This window comes from Coprobacillus sp. AF33-1AC, assembly GCF_003475785.1.
In the GTDB taxonomy this organism is placed as follows: domain Bacteria; phylum Bacillota_I; class Bacilli_A; order Erysipelotrichales; family Coprobacillaceae; genus Faecalibacillus.
Window position 1 is genome coordinate 44,601 of record NZ_QRQB01000011.1, and the last position, 15,942, is coordinate 60,542.

Genomic DNA, 15,942 nt, shown 5'->3' on the forward strand with positions numbered 1-15,942 from the left:
GTGATGCTTGGTATAGTCGTAACTTTAATGAGTAAAAGTGGTGGTAGTCAAGCCTATGGCGAGTTTGCTAAAAAGAAAATAAAATCATCTAAACAATCATTGTTTGCTACATTTCTTTTAGGTGTTTTTATTTTTATTGATGATTATTTTAATTGTTTAACAGTAGGGAATGTTATGTCAAAGGTAACTGATGAATTTAAAGTATCGAGATCGATGCTCGCTTATATTATAGATAGCACAGCAGCACCAATATGTATTATTGCCCCTATTTCATCTTGGGCGGCGGCTGTAAGTGGTTATACAACAGGTGATGGTTTTCAATTGTTTTTAAATACGATACCTTTTAATCTTTATGCTTTACTTACTATTGTTATGGTTTGTTATGTTATTTATAGTGAATTTCATATTGGGAAAATGAAAGAACATGAGGTAGCAGCTAAAATGGGAGATATCCATTATGGAATGAATCCTTATAATGAAAAGGAAGATGATGTTCAAAAAGGTGGTCAAATGATTGATTTGGTATTACCTGTTTTTATCCTTATTATGAGCTGTATGATAGGAATGATTTATACCGGAGGATTTTTTTCGGGTGAAAACTTAATCACTGCTTTTAGTCAGTGTGATGCTTCTAAAGGATTAGTATATGGAACATTTTTTACTTTAATTTGTATGTTTGTTTTATATTTATCTCGAAAAGTGTTGAGTTATGATGAATTTGTAGAATGTATTCCAGAAGGATTTAAAACAATGGTACCTTCTATTTTGATTCTGGTTTTAGCTTGGGTATTAGGTGATCTTGTTTCTAATCAGTTAAAAGCAGGGGCGTTTGTTTATCAAATGTTGCAATCTGCCTCGATTTCTACTGCTATTTTACCAGGATGTTTATTTGTTGTAGGAGCAGGCTTGTCTTTTTCAACAGGGACATCATGGGGAACGTTTGCTATTCTTATTCCAATGGCAACTTCGTTGTTTCCTGAAGGCTCAAATATGTTAGTGATTTCTATTTCATCTATTTTGGCAGGAGCTGTTTGTGGTGATCATATTTCACCAATTTCAGATACAACAATTATGGCTTCAACGGGTGCAAAATGTCATCATTTACATCATGTTACAACCCAATTACCATATGCTCTCATTGTGGCTTTGGCTTGTATAGTAGGGTATTTATTCGCTGGATTTACACAAAATTTACTTTTAACTTTATTTAGTGCTTTTTTAACTTTAGTCATCATTATTGGTGGCATACGAATTTATCAAAATCATATTGTGAATGATTAAAGGGTGGATGCCCTTTTTTGTTTTAAAATAATTTTTTATATTCTATCCTATCTTTATCAGTTTTGGTATAATATGAAATAAGAAGGTGGTTAGACAATGTTTAATATTTCAGCGATACAATTTAATTTATCGTTTATTGTCAATATTATAAGAACATTATTAGATGTTTTTATGGTTTGGTATGTTTTATATTTACTAATTGGTATGTTTAAACAAAATATGCGTACTATGCAATTATTTAAAGGGGTACTGATTATTCTTATTTTAAAATTTGTAACATCTATTTTAGGACTCACAACAATGTCATATTTAGTAGATACAGTTTTAACATGGGGAATTATTGCGATTATTGTGATTTTTCAACCAGAGATTCGTTCTCTACTAGAAAAAATGGGACGTACGAAATTGGATTATAAGATGAATGATTTGTCAGATGATCAAAAAGAGCATTTAATTGATGAAATAGTTGATTCTGTAACAAAGTTATCGGAGACTCAAACTGGAGCACTGATTACTTTTGAAAGAACACAATCATTGATTGATTATATTAATACAGGAACAAAGATTAACGCTGATATTAAATCAGAGTTATTCAATACAATCTTTTGGGAAGGAACGCCATTACATGATGGGGCTGTTATTATCAAAAATGACCGTGTTGTATGTGCTGCTGCTTTCTTCCCGCCAACAAATCAGGATTTATCACCATTATATGGGGCACGTCATCGTGCAGCGTTAGGAATTAGTGAAATTACTGATTCGCTTACGATTGTTGTATCTGAAGAAACAGGGACGATTTCTTTTGCGATAAATGGTAAACTTAGAAAGATCCCTCGTAAAGAGTTAAAAGCATCACTTGTCAATGAGTTAGATTGGTTTAATTCTAATGAAAAGGATGGTGATGAAGATGAATAAAAAAGATTCATCACGTCATGATTCAACTACTGATTTCTTTTTAAAATTTATTAATAAAGAAAAAAGTGAAGAAGATAAAAAATCAAAGCCAAACAATCATCGTGGTATTAGCGAAGAATATACATCTACAAAAGAAAAATTTGCGAAAGCTTTATTTAAAATGATTAATTTGCTTAATACAACATTTGATAAGATGTTACAATCAAATTTATCAATTAAAATATTATCGTTTTTATTAGCTGTAGTTTTATTGTTTACTGTAAGTGGAGGTTCATTAGAATCGCTATTTTCTACACCAAATGGCGGAGATTATATCAAATCTGTACCTGTAGCAATAGAAGGTTTACAAGATGATTATGATGTTGCTGGAGTACCAGAAACAGTGAATGTAGGATTAATTGGACCATCACTAGATATTTATTCTACAAAGCTGACTAAGAATTATGAAGTTTATGTAGATTTATCAGGTTTAGGTGAGGGTGAACAAACAGTAGAACTTAAATCACGTAATTTTCCTGATAGTGTAGAAGTGATGATGGTACCTCAAACTATTACTGTAACAATTACGAGAAAAGTGACAAAAACATTTGATTTAAATTATCGCTTTATTAATGAAGATAAAATTGATAGTAAGTATTCTGTTTCGGTTAATTCTTTAGAACATGATAAAGTAGAAGTGCGAGGTAGCCAAGACAATATTGATAAAATATATTCGGTTGACGCTGTTATTGATTTAAAGGGAATTACAGATTCGTTTAGTCAAAAATGTAAAGTAAAAGCATATGATCGTAGTGGTAAAGTATTAAATGTGGAAATTATTCCTTCAAGTGTTGATGTTGATTGTTCTGTTAGTTCATATAGTAAAAAAGTAAGCTTAGAACCTGAATTTACTGGAACAATTGCATCAGGATTTGCGGTTGAAAAGGTTGATTTTTCTAAATCACAAGTTAGAATATATGGTGACGCAGCTAATATTAAGGATATTGATAGTGTTAAAGTATTAATTGATGTCAATAATCTTTCTTCAACTCAAAGTTTTAAAGATTTAAAATTAGTCAAAGATTCTAACGTTAATAAGATGTCTTTTGCCAGTGTTGATGGTACTGTTACCATTACAAATGCCATTTCTAAGGCTTTTTCAGATTTACCTATTCATGTAAAGAATAACAATCAAAAATATCAAGTTAGCTTTCTTAATACAAAGGCTGTACAGGTCACTGTGACAGGAGCTGAATCAAAGGTCAATAAACTAACAAATAATGACATTACAGTATATGTTGATGTCGAAAATTTAAAAAGAGGTCGACATTTAGTTCCGCTTTCAGTAGAATTAAGTGACAAATCATTAAATTATCAAATTGATGATATTCAAAATGTAAGCATTTTGATTAAAAAATAGGAGGATATTATGGGAAAATATTTTGGAACGGATGGATTCCGTGGGGAAGCCAATGTTAATTTAACAGTGGAACATGCCTACAAAGTAGGTCGTTATTTAGGGTGGTATTTTAGCCATGGCAAAGAAAAAGCCAGAGTGGTTATTGGAAAAGATACCAGAAGAAGTTCTTATATGTTTGAATATGCACTTGTATCAGGATTAACTGCCAGTGGTGCAGATGCCTATTTATTACATGTGACAACAACACCTTCAGTTTCTTATATTGTAAGAACAGATGGATTTGATTGTGGGATTATGATTAGTGCTTCACACAATCCTTATTATGATAATGGAATTAAAGTTTTAGACGGTAATGGTCATAAAATGGATGCGAAAGTAGAAGCGTTGATTGAACAATATATTGATGGTGAAATTGATGAAATTCCATTCGCAACTAAAGATAAAATTGGTTGTGCTAAAGATTATTCAGTAGGACGTAATCGTTACATTGGATATTTAATGTCTATTCCTACACGTGCATTTAAAGATATTCGTGTTGGTTTAGATTGTGCTAATGGTGCTTCTAGTGCCATTGCAAAAAGTGTATTTGATGCTTTAGGTGCAAAAACTTATGTTATCAATAATCAACCTGATGGTTTAAATATTAATACTAATTGTGGATCAACACATATTGATGTATTACAAAAATATGTAAGAGATCATGCTTTAGATATTGGTTTTGCTTATGATGGAGATGCAGATCGTTGTATCGCTGTTGATGAATTTGGACGTGTTGTTGATGGTGATTTAATTTTATATGTATGTGGTAAATATTTAAAAGATCATGGTGAATTATCTAATGATACAATTGTTACAACAGTCATGTCTAACTTAGGATTATATAAAGCTTTAGATAAAGAAAATATTCATTATGAAAAAACAGCTGTTGGAGATAAATATGTTAACGAAAACATGGTTAAAAATGGTCATTGTTTAGGTGGAGAACAATCAGGACATATCATTTTCTCTAAACATGCGACAACTGGTGATGGTATTTTAACATCATTAAAAGTAATGGAAGCTGTTATTGAAAGTAAACAAACATTAGCCCAATTAACAGAACCAGTCACAATCTATCCACAATTAATGCAAAATGTAGCAGTAAGAGATAAAAAGGAAGCACAAAATGATCCTGAAGTACAAGCTGTTATTAAAGAAGTAGAAGCATCACTTGGTGATGAAGGACGTGTTTTAGTGCGTGAATCTGGTACTGAACCAGTTGTTCGTGTCATGGTTGAAGCTGATAGTGATGAAAAATGTAGTGAAAATGTACGAAAAATCATTGATAAGATGAGAGAGCGCGGATTTGTCATTAAAAGATAAATAACATAATATCACATAATATTGCCATATAATATGGCAATATTTTATATATAGTAAAAAGTGAGGTGAAATATATGCAATTTAAAATAAATATTATAGATGATGAAAAAAATTTAAATGATTTAGTAAGAACATATCTAGAAAGAGAAGGATATGCAGTTTGTTCATTTTATACTTATGATGAAGCTTTGTTGCATAAAGAGGATGATGTTCACCTTTGGTTGATTGATATTATGCTTGATAAGGCAAGTGGCTTTGAATTATTTAATGAAATAAAGGAAAAGAAACCTAAAATGCCTATTATCTTTATGTCAGCAAGAGATCAAGAATTTGATCGTATCATTGGCTTAGAAAAGGGTTCAGATGATTATATTACAAAGCCTTTTAATATTAAGGAAGTTATTTTAAGAATTAATAATTTACTTAAAAGATCTTATGATGATCCATCCAAAATTCAATTAGATGGTTATGATATTGATTTAGAAAAAAGAAGAGTCTTCCGTAGCGGTGAAGAAATCACACTTACAACTAAGGAATATGATTTATTAGTATACTTTATTACAAATAAAGGACTTGCGATATCAAGAGAACAAGTCTTATCTAAAGTTTGGGATGAAAACTATTATGGTAGTGATCGTGTTGTGGATGACACACTTAGACGTTTAAGAAAGAAAATGCCAGAAATAAATGTACGTACGATTTATGGCTTTGGTTATCGACTAGATTAATGTTAAAAAAATTATCATTACAAAAGCAGTTGATTGTTATTTTTTCACTCATTGCAATCACTGTTTTTGTTATTCTTTTTCCCTTAATTGATAAGAACTTATCTCATGTAATTGATGAAGAAATGTATGATGTTTTAGATCGTTCACAATCTGCCTTTTATTCATATCATTACTCTCCAGAATATCGAGATACAACAAAACAAATTTATCATATGACATATGATGTATCATCGAATACTCTTTATCCATCTCAAGGAATGAGTACCAAAAAAGCAAGTGTTCTTGCACCTGTATTTTCACAAAAACTTTATCAAATGATTTCTAATAATAAAGAGAAAATACAAGAAAAAGGAAAATGTGGTAATGATGATGTTTATTATCAAATTGAAAAGTATGATTCTAGTACATATGTTATTTCTTTAGTATACAGTGATTATTCTAAAACGTTAATTACAGCACTAAGGCAGCAAGTTATTTATATTTTTTATGGGGCTTTTTTGATTTTAGGTGTTGTCATTTTTATATGGTTATCTAGTTTAATTAAACCTTTAAAGAAGATACGTCAATATATTAATGATATTAAAGAAGATAAAGAGAGTGAACTGAATATTGATCGAGAAGATGAAATAGGGGTTGTTTCCCGTTCATTAATTGAAATGAAAGAAGAGTTAGATAAGCAAAATGAAATAAAAGAAGAAATGATTCATAATATATCTCATGATCTAAAGACACCGATTGCTTTAATTCGTACCTATGCTCAAAGTATGAAAGATGATATTTATCCTTATGGGGATAAAGATTCATCATTAGATGTGATTATTGAAAATAGTGATCGTTTAGATAAAAAAGTTAAAAGTTTACTATACTTAAATCGTTTGGATTATTTAAGTGGTGAAGAAACAGATGATGTTTGTAAGATGAAAGATTTAATTGAACATATTGTCATTCAAATGCAGGGGTTACATTCAGATATTGATATTGTTGTTGATTTACAAGATGTTATTTTTAAAGGTAAAGATGATTATTGGCGTATTTGTATTGAAAACATTATTGAAAATGCTTGTCGCTATGTTCATCAAATTATCAAGGTTACATTAAAAGAAGATTATTTAGAAATTTATAATGATGGTGATCCTATAGAAAAAGATGATCCTCAGTTATTATTTCAACCATACGAAACTGGAACTAAAGGACAATTTGGTTTAGGACTTTCTATTGTCTATAAAACAGTGACAATGTATGGTTATCAAGTCAAGGCTGTTAATCAAGAAAAAGGAGTAAGCTTTATTATTGATAAAGCTTAACTCCTTTTTTGATAATTATGTTAATTTTCGCTATAAAATAGTTCACAAGATTAAGAAAAAGGAATATAATATGTTAGAAAAACTTGTTAAAATGTTCACAAAAGAAAATGGGGATGAAAAATGAATTTAGTAGAAAAAATAAAAAAATTAAAAGAAGAAAAAAATGTGGTAATTTTAGCACATTATTATGTAGAAGGTGAAGTACAAGATGTAGCTGACTATGTAGGTGATTCATACTTCTTAGCCAAAAAAGCAGTAGAAACAGATGCACAAGCGATTTTATTCTGTGGTGTTGAATTTATGGGTGAAAGTGCAAAAATTTTAAATCCTGAAAAAACAGTTTTAATGCCTGAACCAGAAGCAGATTGCCCAATGGCACATATGGCTAACATAGTAAGAATTAAACATGTAAGAGAAGAATATGATGATGTAGCTGTTGTTTGTTATATCAACTCAACAGCAGAACTAAAACAGTTTAGTGATGTTTGTGTTACTTCTTCTAATGCAATGAAGATAGTGAAAAACTTACCTCAAAAAAACATTTACTTTATACCTGATGAAAATTTAGGACGTTATATTGCAACGCAAGTACCGGAAAAGAATTTTATCTTTAATGATGGCTTTTGTCATGTTCATAAAGGAATCAGTAAGGAAGATATTGAAAAAGCGCGTGAATTACATCCAAATGCAAAAGTTCTTGTTCATCCTGAATGTCGTTTAGAAATTTGTGATATGGCTGATTATATAGGTTCAACTTCGGGAATTATTGATTTTGCTCATCAAGATGATAGTCAAGAATTTATTATTTGTACTGAAAGAGGCGTATTACACAAATTACAAAATGATAATCCTGATAAATCATTTTATTTAGTTAATAACCATCAAACATGTCCTAATATGAAAAAAATCACTTTAGAAAAAGTATGTTCAACATTAGAACAATTTAACCATGTTGTAGAAATGGATGAATTTGATCGTAAAAAAGCCTTACATCCATTAGAAAAAATGTTAGAACTAGCAAAATAGAGAGGAATTAAAATGAACACTTATTATGATGTTATCATTGTTGGAACAGGAGCAGCTGGTTTATTTGCCGCTTTAAGTCTTGATCCACAATTGAACATATTAATGATTACGAAAGATAAAGTAGAAAATAGTGATTCTTACTTAGCTCAAGGAGGAATCTGTACTTTAAAAAGTCCTGATGATTTTGATGCTTTTTATAATGATACATTAAAAGCAGGACACGGAGAAAATAATCCTGAATCAGTTAAAATTATGATTAAAAATTCTCCTCATATTATGAAAGAGTTAATGGATTATGGTGTAGAATTTGATTTAGATAAGCAAGGTAATCTTGCCTATACTCGTGAAGGGGCTCATTCTAATTATCGTATTTTACATCATCAAGATGTAACTGGAAAAGAAATCACAAGTAAACTGATTATGCAAGTTAAAAAAAGAAGTCATATTACTTTACTTGAAGATACAACAATGCTTGATTTAGTATGTGATCAAAATCAAGTTAAAGGAATTATTGTTTTACATGAAGGTGAAATTAAACAAATTAATAGTAAAGCTGTTATTTTAGCTACCGGTGGTATGGGAGGATTATTTAAGCATTCTACCAACTTTAGACATATTACCGGAGATTCTTTTGCGATAGCATTAAAAAATCATGTTGAATTAGAAAATATTAATTATATTCAAATTCATCCAACTACTCTATATACTAATAAAAATGAACGTAGTTTCCTTATTAGTGAATCAGTAAGAGGTGAAGGTGCTTATTTATTAAATAAAGATGGTGAACGTTTTACTGATGAATTACAACCTAGAGATGTTGTATCTAATGCGATTCGTGAACAAATGAAAAAAGACCATAGTGATCATGTATATTTAAGTGTTATGCATATGGATCATGATCAAGTCTTAAATCGTTTCCCTCACATTTATGATCGTTGTAAAGAAGAAGGATACGATATGTTTAAACAACCTGTACCTGTAGTACCTGCACAACATTATTTAATGGGTGGTATTAAAGCAGATACATGCGGAAAAACATCTATGACACAACTCTATGCTGTAGGTGAAACAGCATGTAATGGAGTTCATGGAGCTAACCGATTAGCGAGTAACTCATTGTTAGAAAGTTTAGTATTCGCTAAAAGAGCAGCCGGTGTTATTAACGAAACAATTGCTGAAGTAGAAAATAAACATTTAGATTATGATTTAACAAAATACCAAGATGTTGAAAAATTACAAAAAGAAAATCATAAGTTAGTGTTAGATGAAATTAAAAAGAGGGATGAAGAATTCTATGATAAATGGTGTCAATTTGAAAGTTAATATTGATCAATATATTTTAAATGCTTTACAAGAAGATATTACAAGTGAAGATGTAACAACAAATGCAATTATGAAAGAACGTGTAGAAGGTCATGTTGATTTGATTGCTAAGGAAGATGGAATTATTTGTGGATTAGAAGTATTTGAAAGAGCCTTTACATTATTAGATGAAGATACTAAATTTATATGTAAATATAAAGATGGTGATGAAATTAAAAAAGGTGATCATATAGGTGAAGTATGTGGTGATATCCGTGTTCTTTTATCAGGAGAACGCGTCGCTTTAAATTACTTACAAAGAATGTCTGGAATTGCAACTTATACCCATCGTGCTATCCAACATTTAAAAGGAAGTCATACTGTTTTACTTGATACACGTAAAACAACACCTAATAACCGTATTTTTGAAAAATATGCGGTTACTGTTGGTGGAGCCAAAAATCACCGTTATAACTTATCTGATGGTGTATTAATAAAAGATAACCATATTGGTGCAGCCGGTGGTGTAAAAGAAGCGATAGAAGCATGTAGGGCTTATGCACCTTTTGTAAGAAAAATAGAAGTTGAAGTAGAAAACTTAGAGATGGTAAAAGAAGCGATAGAAGCGAAGGCGGATATTATCATGTTAGATAATATGTCTGATGAGATGATGAAAGAAGCATTAAAGTTAATTGATCATCGTGCTCAAACTGAATGTTCAGGAAATGTTACACCAGAAAGATTAGAAAAAATTGCTCAATTAGGTGTGGATTTTGTATCTTCAGGAGCCATTACATATAATGCACCTGTTTTAGATTTTTCATTAAAAAACTTAAAACCATATGAATAAAAATACAATATAATGCGGATTGGAGAAGATATCATATCTTCTCTTTTTTGTTGAGAAATATTAATTATTTAGGTATTTTATAAAGAAAATTTTGAAACACAAAGTATATTCGATTTTTATAAAAAAATTCTAATAAAGATAAATTTAAAAAATAAATTTATAATATTGACAAATATATTAAATAGGATTATTATTCTCTTGTTCACATTTAGGGGGGTTATAAGTTATGAATGGATTAGCAATATTAGCTATTGTTATGATTATTTTACTTGTAGCGTATAAAGTTTATGGAACATATTTGGAAAAAACATGGGGTGTTGATGAAAAAGCACAAACACCTGCATACAAATATGAAGATGGTGTAGATTTTGTACCAACAAGTAAATTTGAAGTATTTACACATCAATTTTCTTCAATCGCAGGAGCAGGACCAATTACAGGACCAATCATTGCTTTAATGTTTGGATGGGTTCCAGCTTTAATTTGGATTGTTGTTGGTGGTATTTTCTTTGGAGCTGTACAAGACTTTGGTGCTTTATATGCTTCAGTTAAAAATGAAGGAAAATCAATGGGTATGATCATTGAGCAATATGTTGGAAAAACAGGTAGAAAAATGTTCATGTTATTCTGTTGGTTATTTACTTTATTAGTTATTGCAGCTTTCGTTGATATTGTTGCAGGAACATTTAACGGTTTCCCAGTAGATGCTGCTGGAAAAGTAGTTAAAAATACTATTAATGGATCAGTTGCTTCAATTTCATTATTATTCATTGTTGCTGCATTAGCATTTGGTTTATTTACACATTACTTTAAACCATCAGCTAAATTACAATTTGTAGTTGGTTTAGTATTATTTGTTGTCATCATGGTATTAGGAACTTATGTACCAGTTATGGCAAGTCGTAATGTATGGATTTTCGTTATTTTTGCTTATATCTTTGCAGCATCAGTTACACCAATGTGGTTATTAATGGAACCACGTGATTATTTATCTACATTCTTATTTGTAGGTATGATTATTGCTGCTGTAGTTGGTGTTTTAATTGCAAACCCAACAATGAATTCTCAAGCATTCGTTGGATTTGAAGTCAATGGAAGTTACATCTTCCCAACATTATTTGTTACTATTGCTTGTGGTGCCGTTTCAGGATTCCACTCATTAGTATCAAGTGGTACTTCTTCAAAATTAGTTAAAAATGAAAAAGATATGAAATTAGTTGGATATGGTTCAATGTTATTAGAAGCTTTATTAGCGACTGTAGCTTTAGTTGTTGCTTCAGCAGTGTTAAAAGATATGCCTGCAGGATCAACTCCATTCCAAACATTTGCTTATGGTGTTAATAGTTTCTTATCAACACTTGGATTACCTACACGTTTTGTTAACTGTTTTATTGCTATGGCTTTATCAGCATTAGCTTTAACTTCATTAGATTCAGTTGCACGTATTGGTAGAATGAGTTGGCAAGAATTATTTGTAGATGATAAAGAACAATCACCATTCATGAAATTCATTACTAATAAACATGTCGCTACACTTATCACTTTATTAGGTGGATACGTATTATGTATCGGAGGATATCAAAATATCTGGCCATTATTCGGTGCAGCTAACCAATTATTATCAGCATTAGTATTAATTTCATTATCAGTGTTCTTAAAAGTAACTGGAAGAAAAGGATTCATGTTATGGATTCCAATGACAATTATGTTAGTTGTTACTTTATCTTCTTTAGGATTATCAATTTATAAGATTATTAGTGCTTGGATGTTAACAGGTACTATTGATTTTGCTACAAGTGGATTACAATTAATTATTGCTATCTTATTAGTTGTATTAGGTGTCATTGTTGCCTTCTACGATTTAAAGAAATTAAAGAAAGCATAAAAATAAAGCAACGATTTAATCGTTGCTTTTTGTATAATATAAAAGATACTGATTTTCAGTATCTTTATTTTTTTTCTTTATTTTTTTCTTTATTCTTTTCTCTTTCTAACATCTCTTTGTATGAATAGACACAACCACAATAATTTTGTCGATATAAATGATATTGATCAGCAAATCTAACTGATTTTAAATATCCATTATTCTTTTTAAAATCACTAAATAAGAATTGAGTTTTATCAATAGGGTAAGTACCTCCTATTTCATTAATCCATTGACTATTTTTATGAGGAGATACACTTAATACAGTTGTCCAATAATCAAAGTGATGTAACGAAGCATATAAATAAGCATCATGCATTCTTTTTTTATAACAAAAATAACATCTTTTACCACCTTCGGGTTCATTCTTATAGAAAGAAATATCTAGGTAGTAAGGTATCGGTTCATATTTTTTTTCAATGACTTGAATGTTTTGATGATAATCTTGATTAAACTGTTCAATAAAATGAACAAGTTCTTGATATCTTCTTTGATATTCTGTTTCTGGATAAATGTTAGAATTAGAATAATAGATAGTAATATCAAAGTATTCAATTAATTCTTTTATGACATTACCACTACAAGGACCACAACACACATGAAGTAATAAAGTAGGTCTACCTTGGATCTTTTCTAATTCTTCTTTGAATTTTAAATCATAATTGATTTTCATTATTTAATAAACATACTATCACCAAAACTAAAGAAACGATACTTTTCTTGAATAGCCTCATGATATGCTTTAAATATAAGTTCTTTTGAAGCAAAAGCACTAATTAACATGAGTAGTGTTGACTTAGGTAAATGAAAATTAGTAATTAAACAATCTATGGCTTTATATTGATATCCAGGATAAATAAAGATATCAGTATTTTCATGAGTTGCTGTAAATTTACCGTATTTTTGCATATTTGCTTCTAAAGTACGTGTAGATGTTGTTCCTACAGCAATAATTCTTCTACCTTCGGCTTTTGCTTTATTTAAGGCATCTGCTACATCAGGTTCAATCATATAATATTCACTATGCATATGATGTTCTAAAACATTATCTACTTTAACTGGTCTAAATGTTCCAAGACCTACGTGGAGGGTTACTTCTAAAATAGTAACACCTTTATCAATAATCTTTTGATTTATTTCATCAGTAAAATGTAAACCAGCAGTAGGTGCTGCCGCACTTCCTTCAATTTTAGCATATACTGTTTGATAACGATCTTTATCAGCTAGTTTTTCCTTAATATAAGGTGGTAAAGGCATTGTTCCTAATTGATCAAGTATTTCATAGAAAATACCATCATAAATCATTTCAAAAACACGAATACCTTCATCTTTAATTTCAATACACTTAGCTTTAAGTAAACCTTCACCAAAACTAATCACCGTATTCATTTTAACAATACGTGCATTTCCGCATAGACACTCCCAAGTATCTTTCTTTAACTCTTTTAATAATAAAACTTCTACATGACCATTTGTTTCTTCTTTAATACCAAATAAACGTGCAGGAATAACCTTAGTATTATTTCTTACTAAAACATCACCAGGTTTTAAATAATCAACAATGTCATAAAAATGTTTATGTTCAATAGAGCCTGTTTCACGATCTACAACCATTAAACGAGAAGTATCTCTTTTTTTAACAGGATGTTGAGCAATCAATTCTTCTGGTAAATCAAAATCAAATTCACTTAGTTTCATTAAAATGCCCTCTTATAAACGTCTCTTCCATATTGATCTAAGAATTCTTCCTTAAAATCTAAAAGACGATCTTCCTTAATAGCTTGTCTAATATCTTCTGATAATTTCAATAAAAATCTAACATTATGAATTGATAACAAAGTCTTACCAAATATCTCATCACTTTTATGTAAATGACGTAAATAAGCACGACTATAATTTTTACATGTATAACAATCACAATGAGGATCTAAAGGACCAAAGTCCTCTTTAAATTTTTCATTATTAATATTTAAACGACCTTCACTTGTCATTACGGCACCATGTCTTGCTACACGTGTAGGTAAAACACAGTCATACATATCAATACCACGAATAGCAGCTTCAATTAAGTCAATAGGATTACCAACCCCCATTAAATAACGAGGTTTATCTTCTGGTAGCCATTGAATTGTATCTTCAACCATTTTGTACATGACATCTTTAGGCTCACCTACACTTGTTCCCCCTATTGAATAACCAGGGAAATCCATTTTGACAAGTTCTTGAGCACAACGTTTTCTAAGATCAGGATACTCCCCACCTTGAACAATTCCAAATAGTGCTTGTTTATCAGTGTTTTTATGAGCATCTTTTCCTCTTTTGGCCCATCTTAAAGTTCTTTCCATGCTTTTTTTCATATAATCATAAGTACATGGATAAGGTGCACATTCATCAAATGACATAATAATATCTGCACCTAATTTATTTTGGATTTCAATTGCCTTTTCAGGAGATAAGAATAAAGCACGTCCATCAATAATGCTTTTAAACTTCACGCCTTCTTCTTCAATCTTACGTGTTTTTCCTAAAGAGAATACTTGGAAACCACCACTGTCTGTAAGCATTGGTCCATCATAATTCATAAAACGATGTAAACCACCGGCTTTTTCAACAATGTCTTCTCCTGGTCGTAACCATAAATGATATGTATTAGATAAAACAACTTGAGATCCCATTTCTTTTAACATTTCAGGAGCAATCCCTTTAACAGTAGCAAGAGTACCTACTGGCATAAACATAGGTGTTTCGACATCACCATGAGGTGTATGTAAGATGCCATAGCGAGCTCCTGATTGTTTACAAACATGTTTTAATTCAAATGAAATAGCTGCCATTTTTTTCCTCCATTCTTTAACTAAGTTATTATATAATAATTCATTTTAATAATCAATTTATACTTTTTTAATAAAAAATGCATTTTGTGATGATAATTTTCTATTTGTGTAAAGATATTGATTTTTTTGAAAAAATGTATTATTAATATAAGGTAAGGTTATTGTCATATTTGGTTAAATTATAAAAGAGTGGAGGGTAAATATGATATTTACATATGAACAAATTTCTCGTTTAAATGACACAGAACTTATTGTTTATAATTACATCATAAAAAATACCAAAAAAGTAGTTCGCATGAACATTCGTGATCTAGCCAAAGAAAGTCATGTATCAACAGCAACAATCAATCGTTTTTGCCATAAACTTGATTGTGATGGTTATGCTGAATTTAAAGTGCAACTTAAACAATTTATTGAAGTCAACAAAATGCCAGAAATTGATGATGAAATTACGATGCTCAATCAATTCTTTGAATTTTCTAAAGGAAAGGAATTTGAAGATAAGATAGACAAAGCTATACAATATATACAAGATAGTGATTTTATTGTCTTTTTAGGAATTGGACAAAGTGGGTCAATGGCTCATTATGGTGCTAGATTCTTTTCTAATATTGGTTACTATAGCCAATATATTGATGATCCATTCTATCCAACACCATCACAGCGTTTCGATAACTGTTTATTGATTGCTGTTTCTAATAGTGGTGAAACAAAGGAAGTTATTGAACAAATTAGATTATATCAAGGGGTACGATCTAAAGTTATCGCAATAACAAACGAAACTGATAGTACAATTTCAAGAATGGCAGATATTACCATACCATACTTTATTAAAAAGGTAATCTTACCATCAACAAAGAACATTTCATCTCAAGTTCCTGTTGTGTATATCATTGAAAGAATGGCTAGAAAATTACAAACAATTAAGAATCAAGAAATTTAAAAGAGAAAAGGTAAATGTGCAAAAGAAGGGTAACCAAATAATTTAGGGGGAAAGCCAAATTATTTAGGGGACAA

14 protein-coding genes are annotated in these 15,942 nt (G+C 30.1%); 11 read left to right on the forward strand and 3 right to left on the reverse strand.

What is annotated here, in order from left to right; genetic code table 11:
* The first annotated feature begins 3 nt into the window (after positions 1-3).
* The 10 genes from DWZ53_RS05650 to DWZ53_RS05695 all read left to right on the forward strand — a co-directional run bounded on the left by DWZ53_RS05650 (position 4) and on the right by DWZ53_RS05695 (position 12,052).
* Positions 4-1,281 carry a Na+/H+ antiporter NhaC family protein gene (locus tag DWZ53_RS05650; RefSeq protein ID WP_233541849.1) on the forward strand — a complete coding sequence of 426 codons (1,278 nt, stop codon included), beginning with the start codon at positions 4-6 and terminating at the stop codon, positions 1,279-1,281.
* Between the two features lie 96 nt (positions 1,282-1,377).
* On the forward strand, positions 1,378-2,196 hold the full coding sequence (cdaA, locus tag DWZ53_RS05655; protein ID WP_118432725.1) for a diadenylate cyclase CdaA: 819 nt from the start codon (positions 1,378-1,380) through the stop codon (positions 2,194-2,196).
* Positions 2,189-3,595, forward strand: a complete 1,407-nt coding sequence (locus tag DWZ53_RS05660) for a YbbR-like domain-containing protein (protein ID WP_233541850.1) — start codon at positions 2,189-2,191, stop codon at positions 3,593-3,595. Before cdaA ends, DWZ53_RS05660 begins: the two co-directional genes overlap by 8 nt.
* Positions 3,596-3,604: 9 nt before the next feature.
* Positions 3,605-4,957, forward strand: coding sequence for a phosphoglucosamine mutase (gene glmM / locus DWZ53_RS05665; RefSeq protein ID WP_118432726.1), 1,353 nt, complete (start codon positions 3,605-3,607; stop codon positions 4,955-4,957).
* A 74-nt stretch (positions 4,958-5,031) separates the two neighbouring features.
* A complete protein-coding gene (locus DWZ53_RS05670) occupies positions 5,032-5,685 on the forward strand; it encodes a response regulator transcription factor (RefSeq protein ID WP_118432727.1) in 654 nt (217 codons plus the stop codon).
* Positions 5,685-6,989: a HAMP domain-containing sensor histidine kinase gene (locus tag DWZ53_RS05675; RefSeq protein ID WP_118432728.1), complete on the forward strand. Its 1,305-nt coding sequence runs from the start codon at positions 5,685-5,687 to the stop codon at positions 6,987-6,989. The genes DWZ53_RS05670 and DWZ53_RS05675 overlap by 1 nt, the downstream gene beginning before the upstream one ends.
* Positions 6,990-7,109: 120 nt before the next feature.
* Entirely contained in the window at positions 7,110-8,015 is a 906-nt protein-coding gene (gene nadA / locus DWZ53_RS05680; protein WP_118432729.1) for a quinolinate synthase NadA, read from the forward strand.
* A gap of 12 nt (positions 8,016-8,027) precedes the next feature.
* Positions 8,028-9,338, forward strand: a complete 1,311-nt coding sequence (locus DWZ53_RS05685) for an L-aspartate oxidase (protein WP_118432730.1) — start codon at positions 8,028-8,030, stop codon at positions 9,336-9,338.
* The gene (nadC, locus tag DWZ53_RS05690) at positions 9,310-10,167 is read left to right on the forward strand and encodes a carboxylating nicotinate-nucleotide diphosphorylase (protein ID WP_118432731.1); all 858 of its coding nucleotides are present in this window, start codon (positions 9,310-9,312) and stop codon (positions 10,165-10,167) included. Before DWZ53_RS05685 ends, nadC begins: the two co-directional genes overlap by 29 nt.
* A gap of 226 nt (positions 10,168-10,393) precedes the next feature.
* Positions 10,394-12,052 carry a carbon starvation protein A gene (locus DWZ53_RS05695; RefSeq protein WP_118432732.1) on the forward strand — a complete coding sequence of 553 codons (1,659 nt, stop codon included), beginning with the start codon at positions 10,394-10,396 and terminating at the stop codon, positions 12,050-12,052.
* A gap of 64 nt (positions 12,053-12,116) precedes the next feature.
* Here the strand turns inward: DWZ53_RS05695 and DWZ53_RS05700 are convergent, their stop codons facing one another.
* The 3 genes from DWZ53_RS05700 to tgt are packed head-to-tail and all read right to left on the reverse strand — an operon-like array spanning position 12,117 to position 14,925.
* Positions 12,117-12,764, reverse strand: coding sequence for an epoxyqueuosine reductase QueH (locus DWZ53_RS05700; protein ID WP_118432733.1), 648 nt, complete (start codon positions 12,762-12,764; stop codon positions 12,117-12,119).
* Positions 12,764-13,789, reverse strand: a complete 1,026-nt coding sequence (gene queA, locus DWZ53_RS05705) for a tRNA preQ1(34) S-adenosylmethionine ribosyltransferase-isomerase QueA (RefSeq protein WP_118432734.1) — start codon at positions 13,787-13,789, stop codon at positions 12,764-12,766. Before queA ends, DWZ53_RS05700 begins: the two co-directional genes overlap by 1 nt.
* Complete coding sequence (gene tgt, locus DWZ53_RS05710; RefSeq protein WP_118432735.1) at positions 13,789-14,925, reverse strand: tRNA guanosine(34) transglycosylase Tgt; 1,137 nt, start codon at positions 14,923-14,925, stop codon at positions 13,789-13,791. Before tgt ends, queA begins: the two co-directional genes overlap by 1 nt.
* A gap of 202 nt (positions 14,926-15,127) precedes the next feature.
* Here tgt and DWZ53_RS05715 point away from each other — a divergent pair, with 202 nt between their 5' ends.
* Entirely contained in the window at positions 15,128-15,868 is a 741-nt protein-coding gene (locus tag DWZ53_RS05715) for a MurR/RpiR family transcriptional regulator (RefSeq protein ID WP_118432736.1), read from the forward strand.
* Positions 15,869-15,942 lie beyond the last annotated feature (74 nt).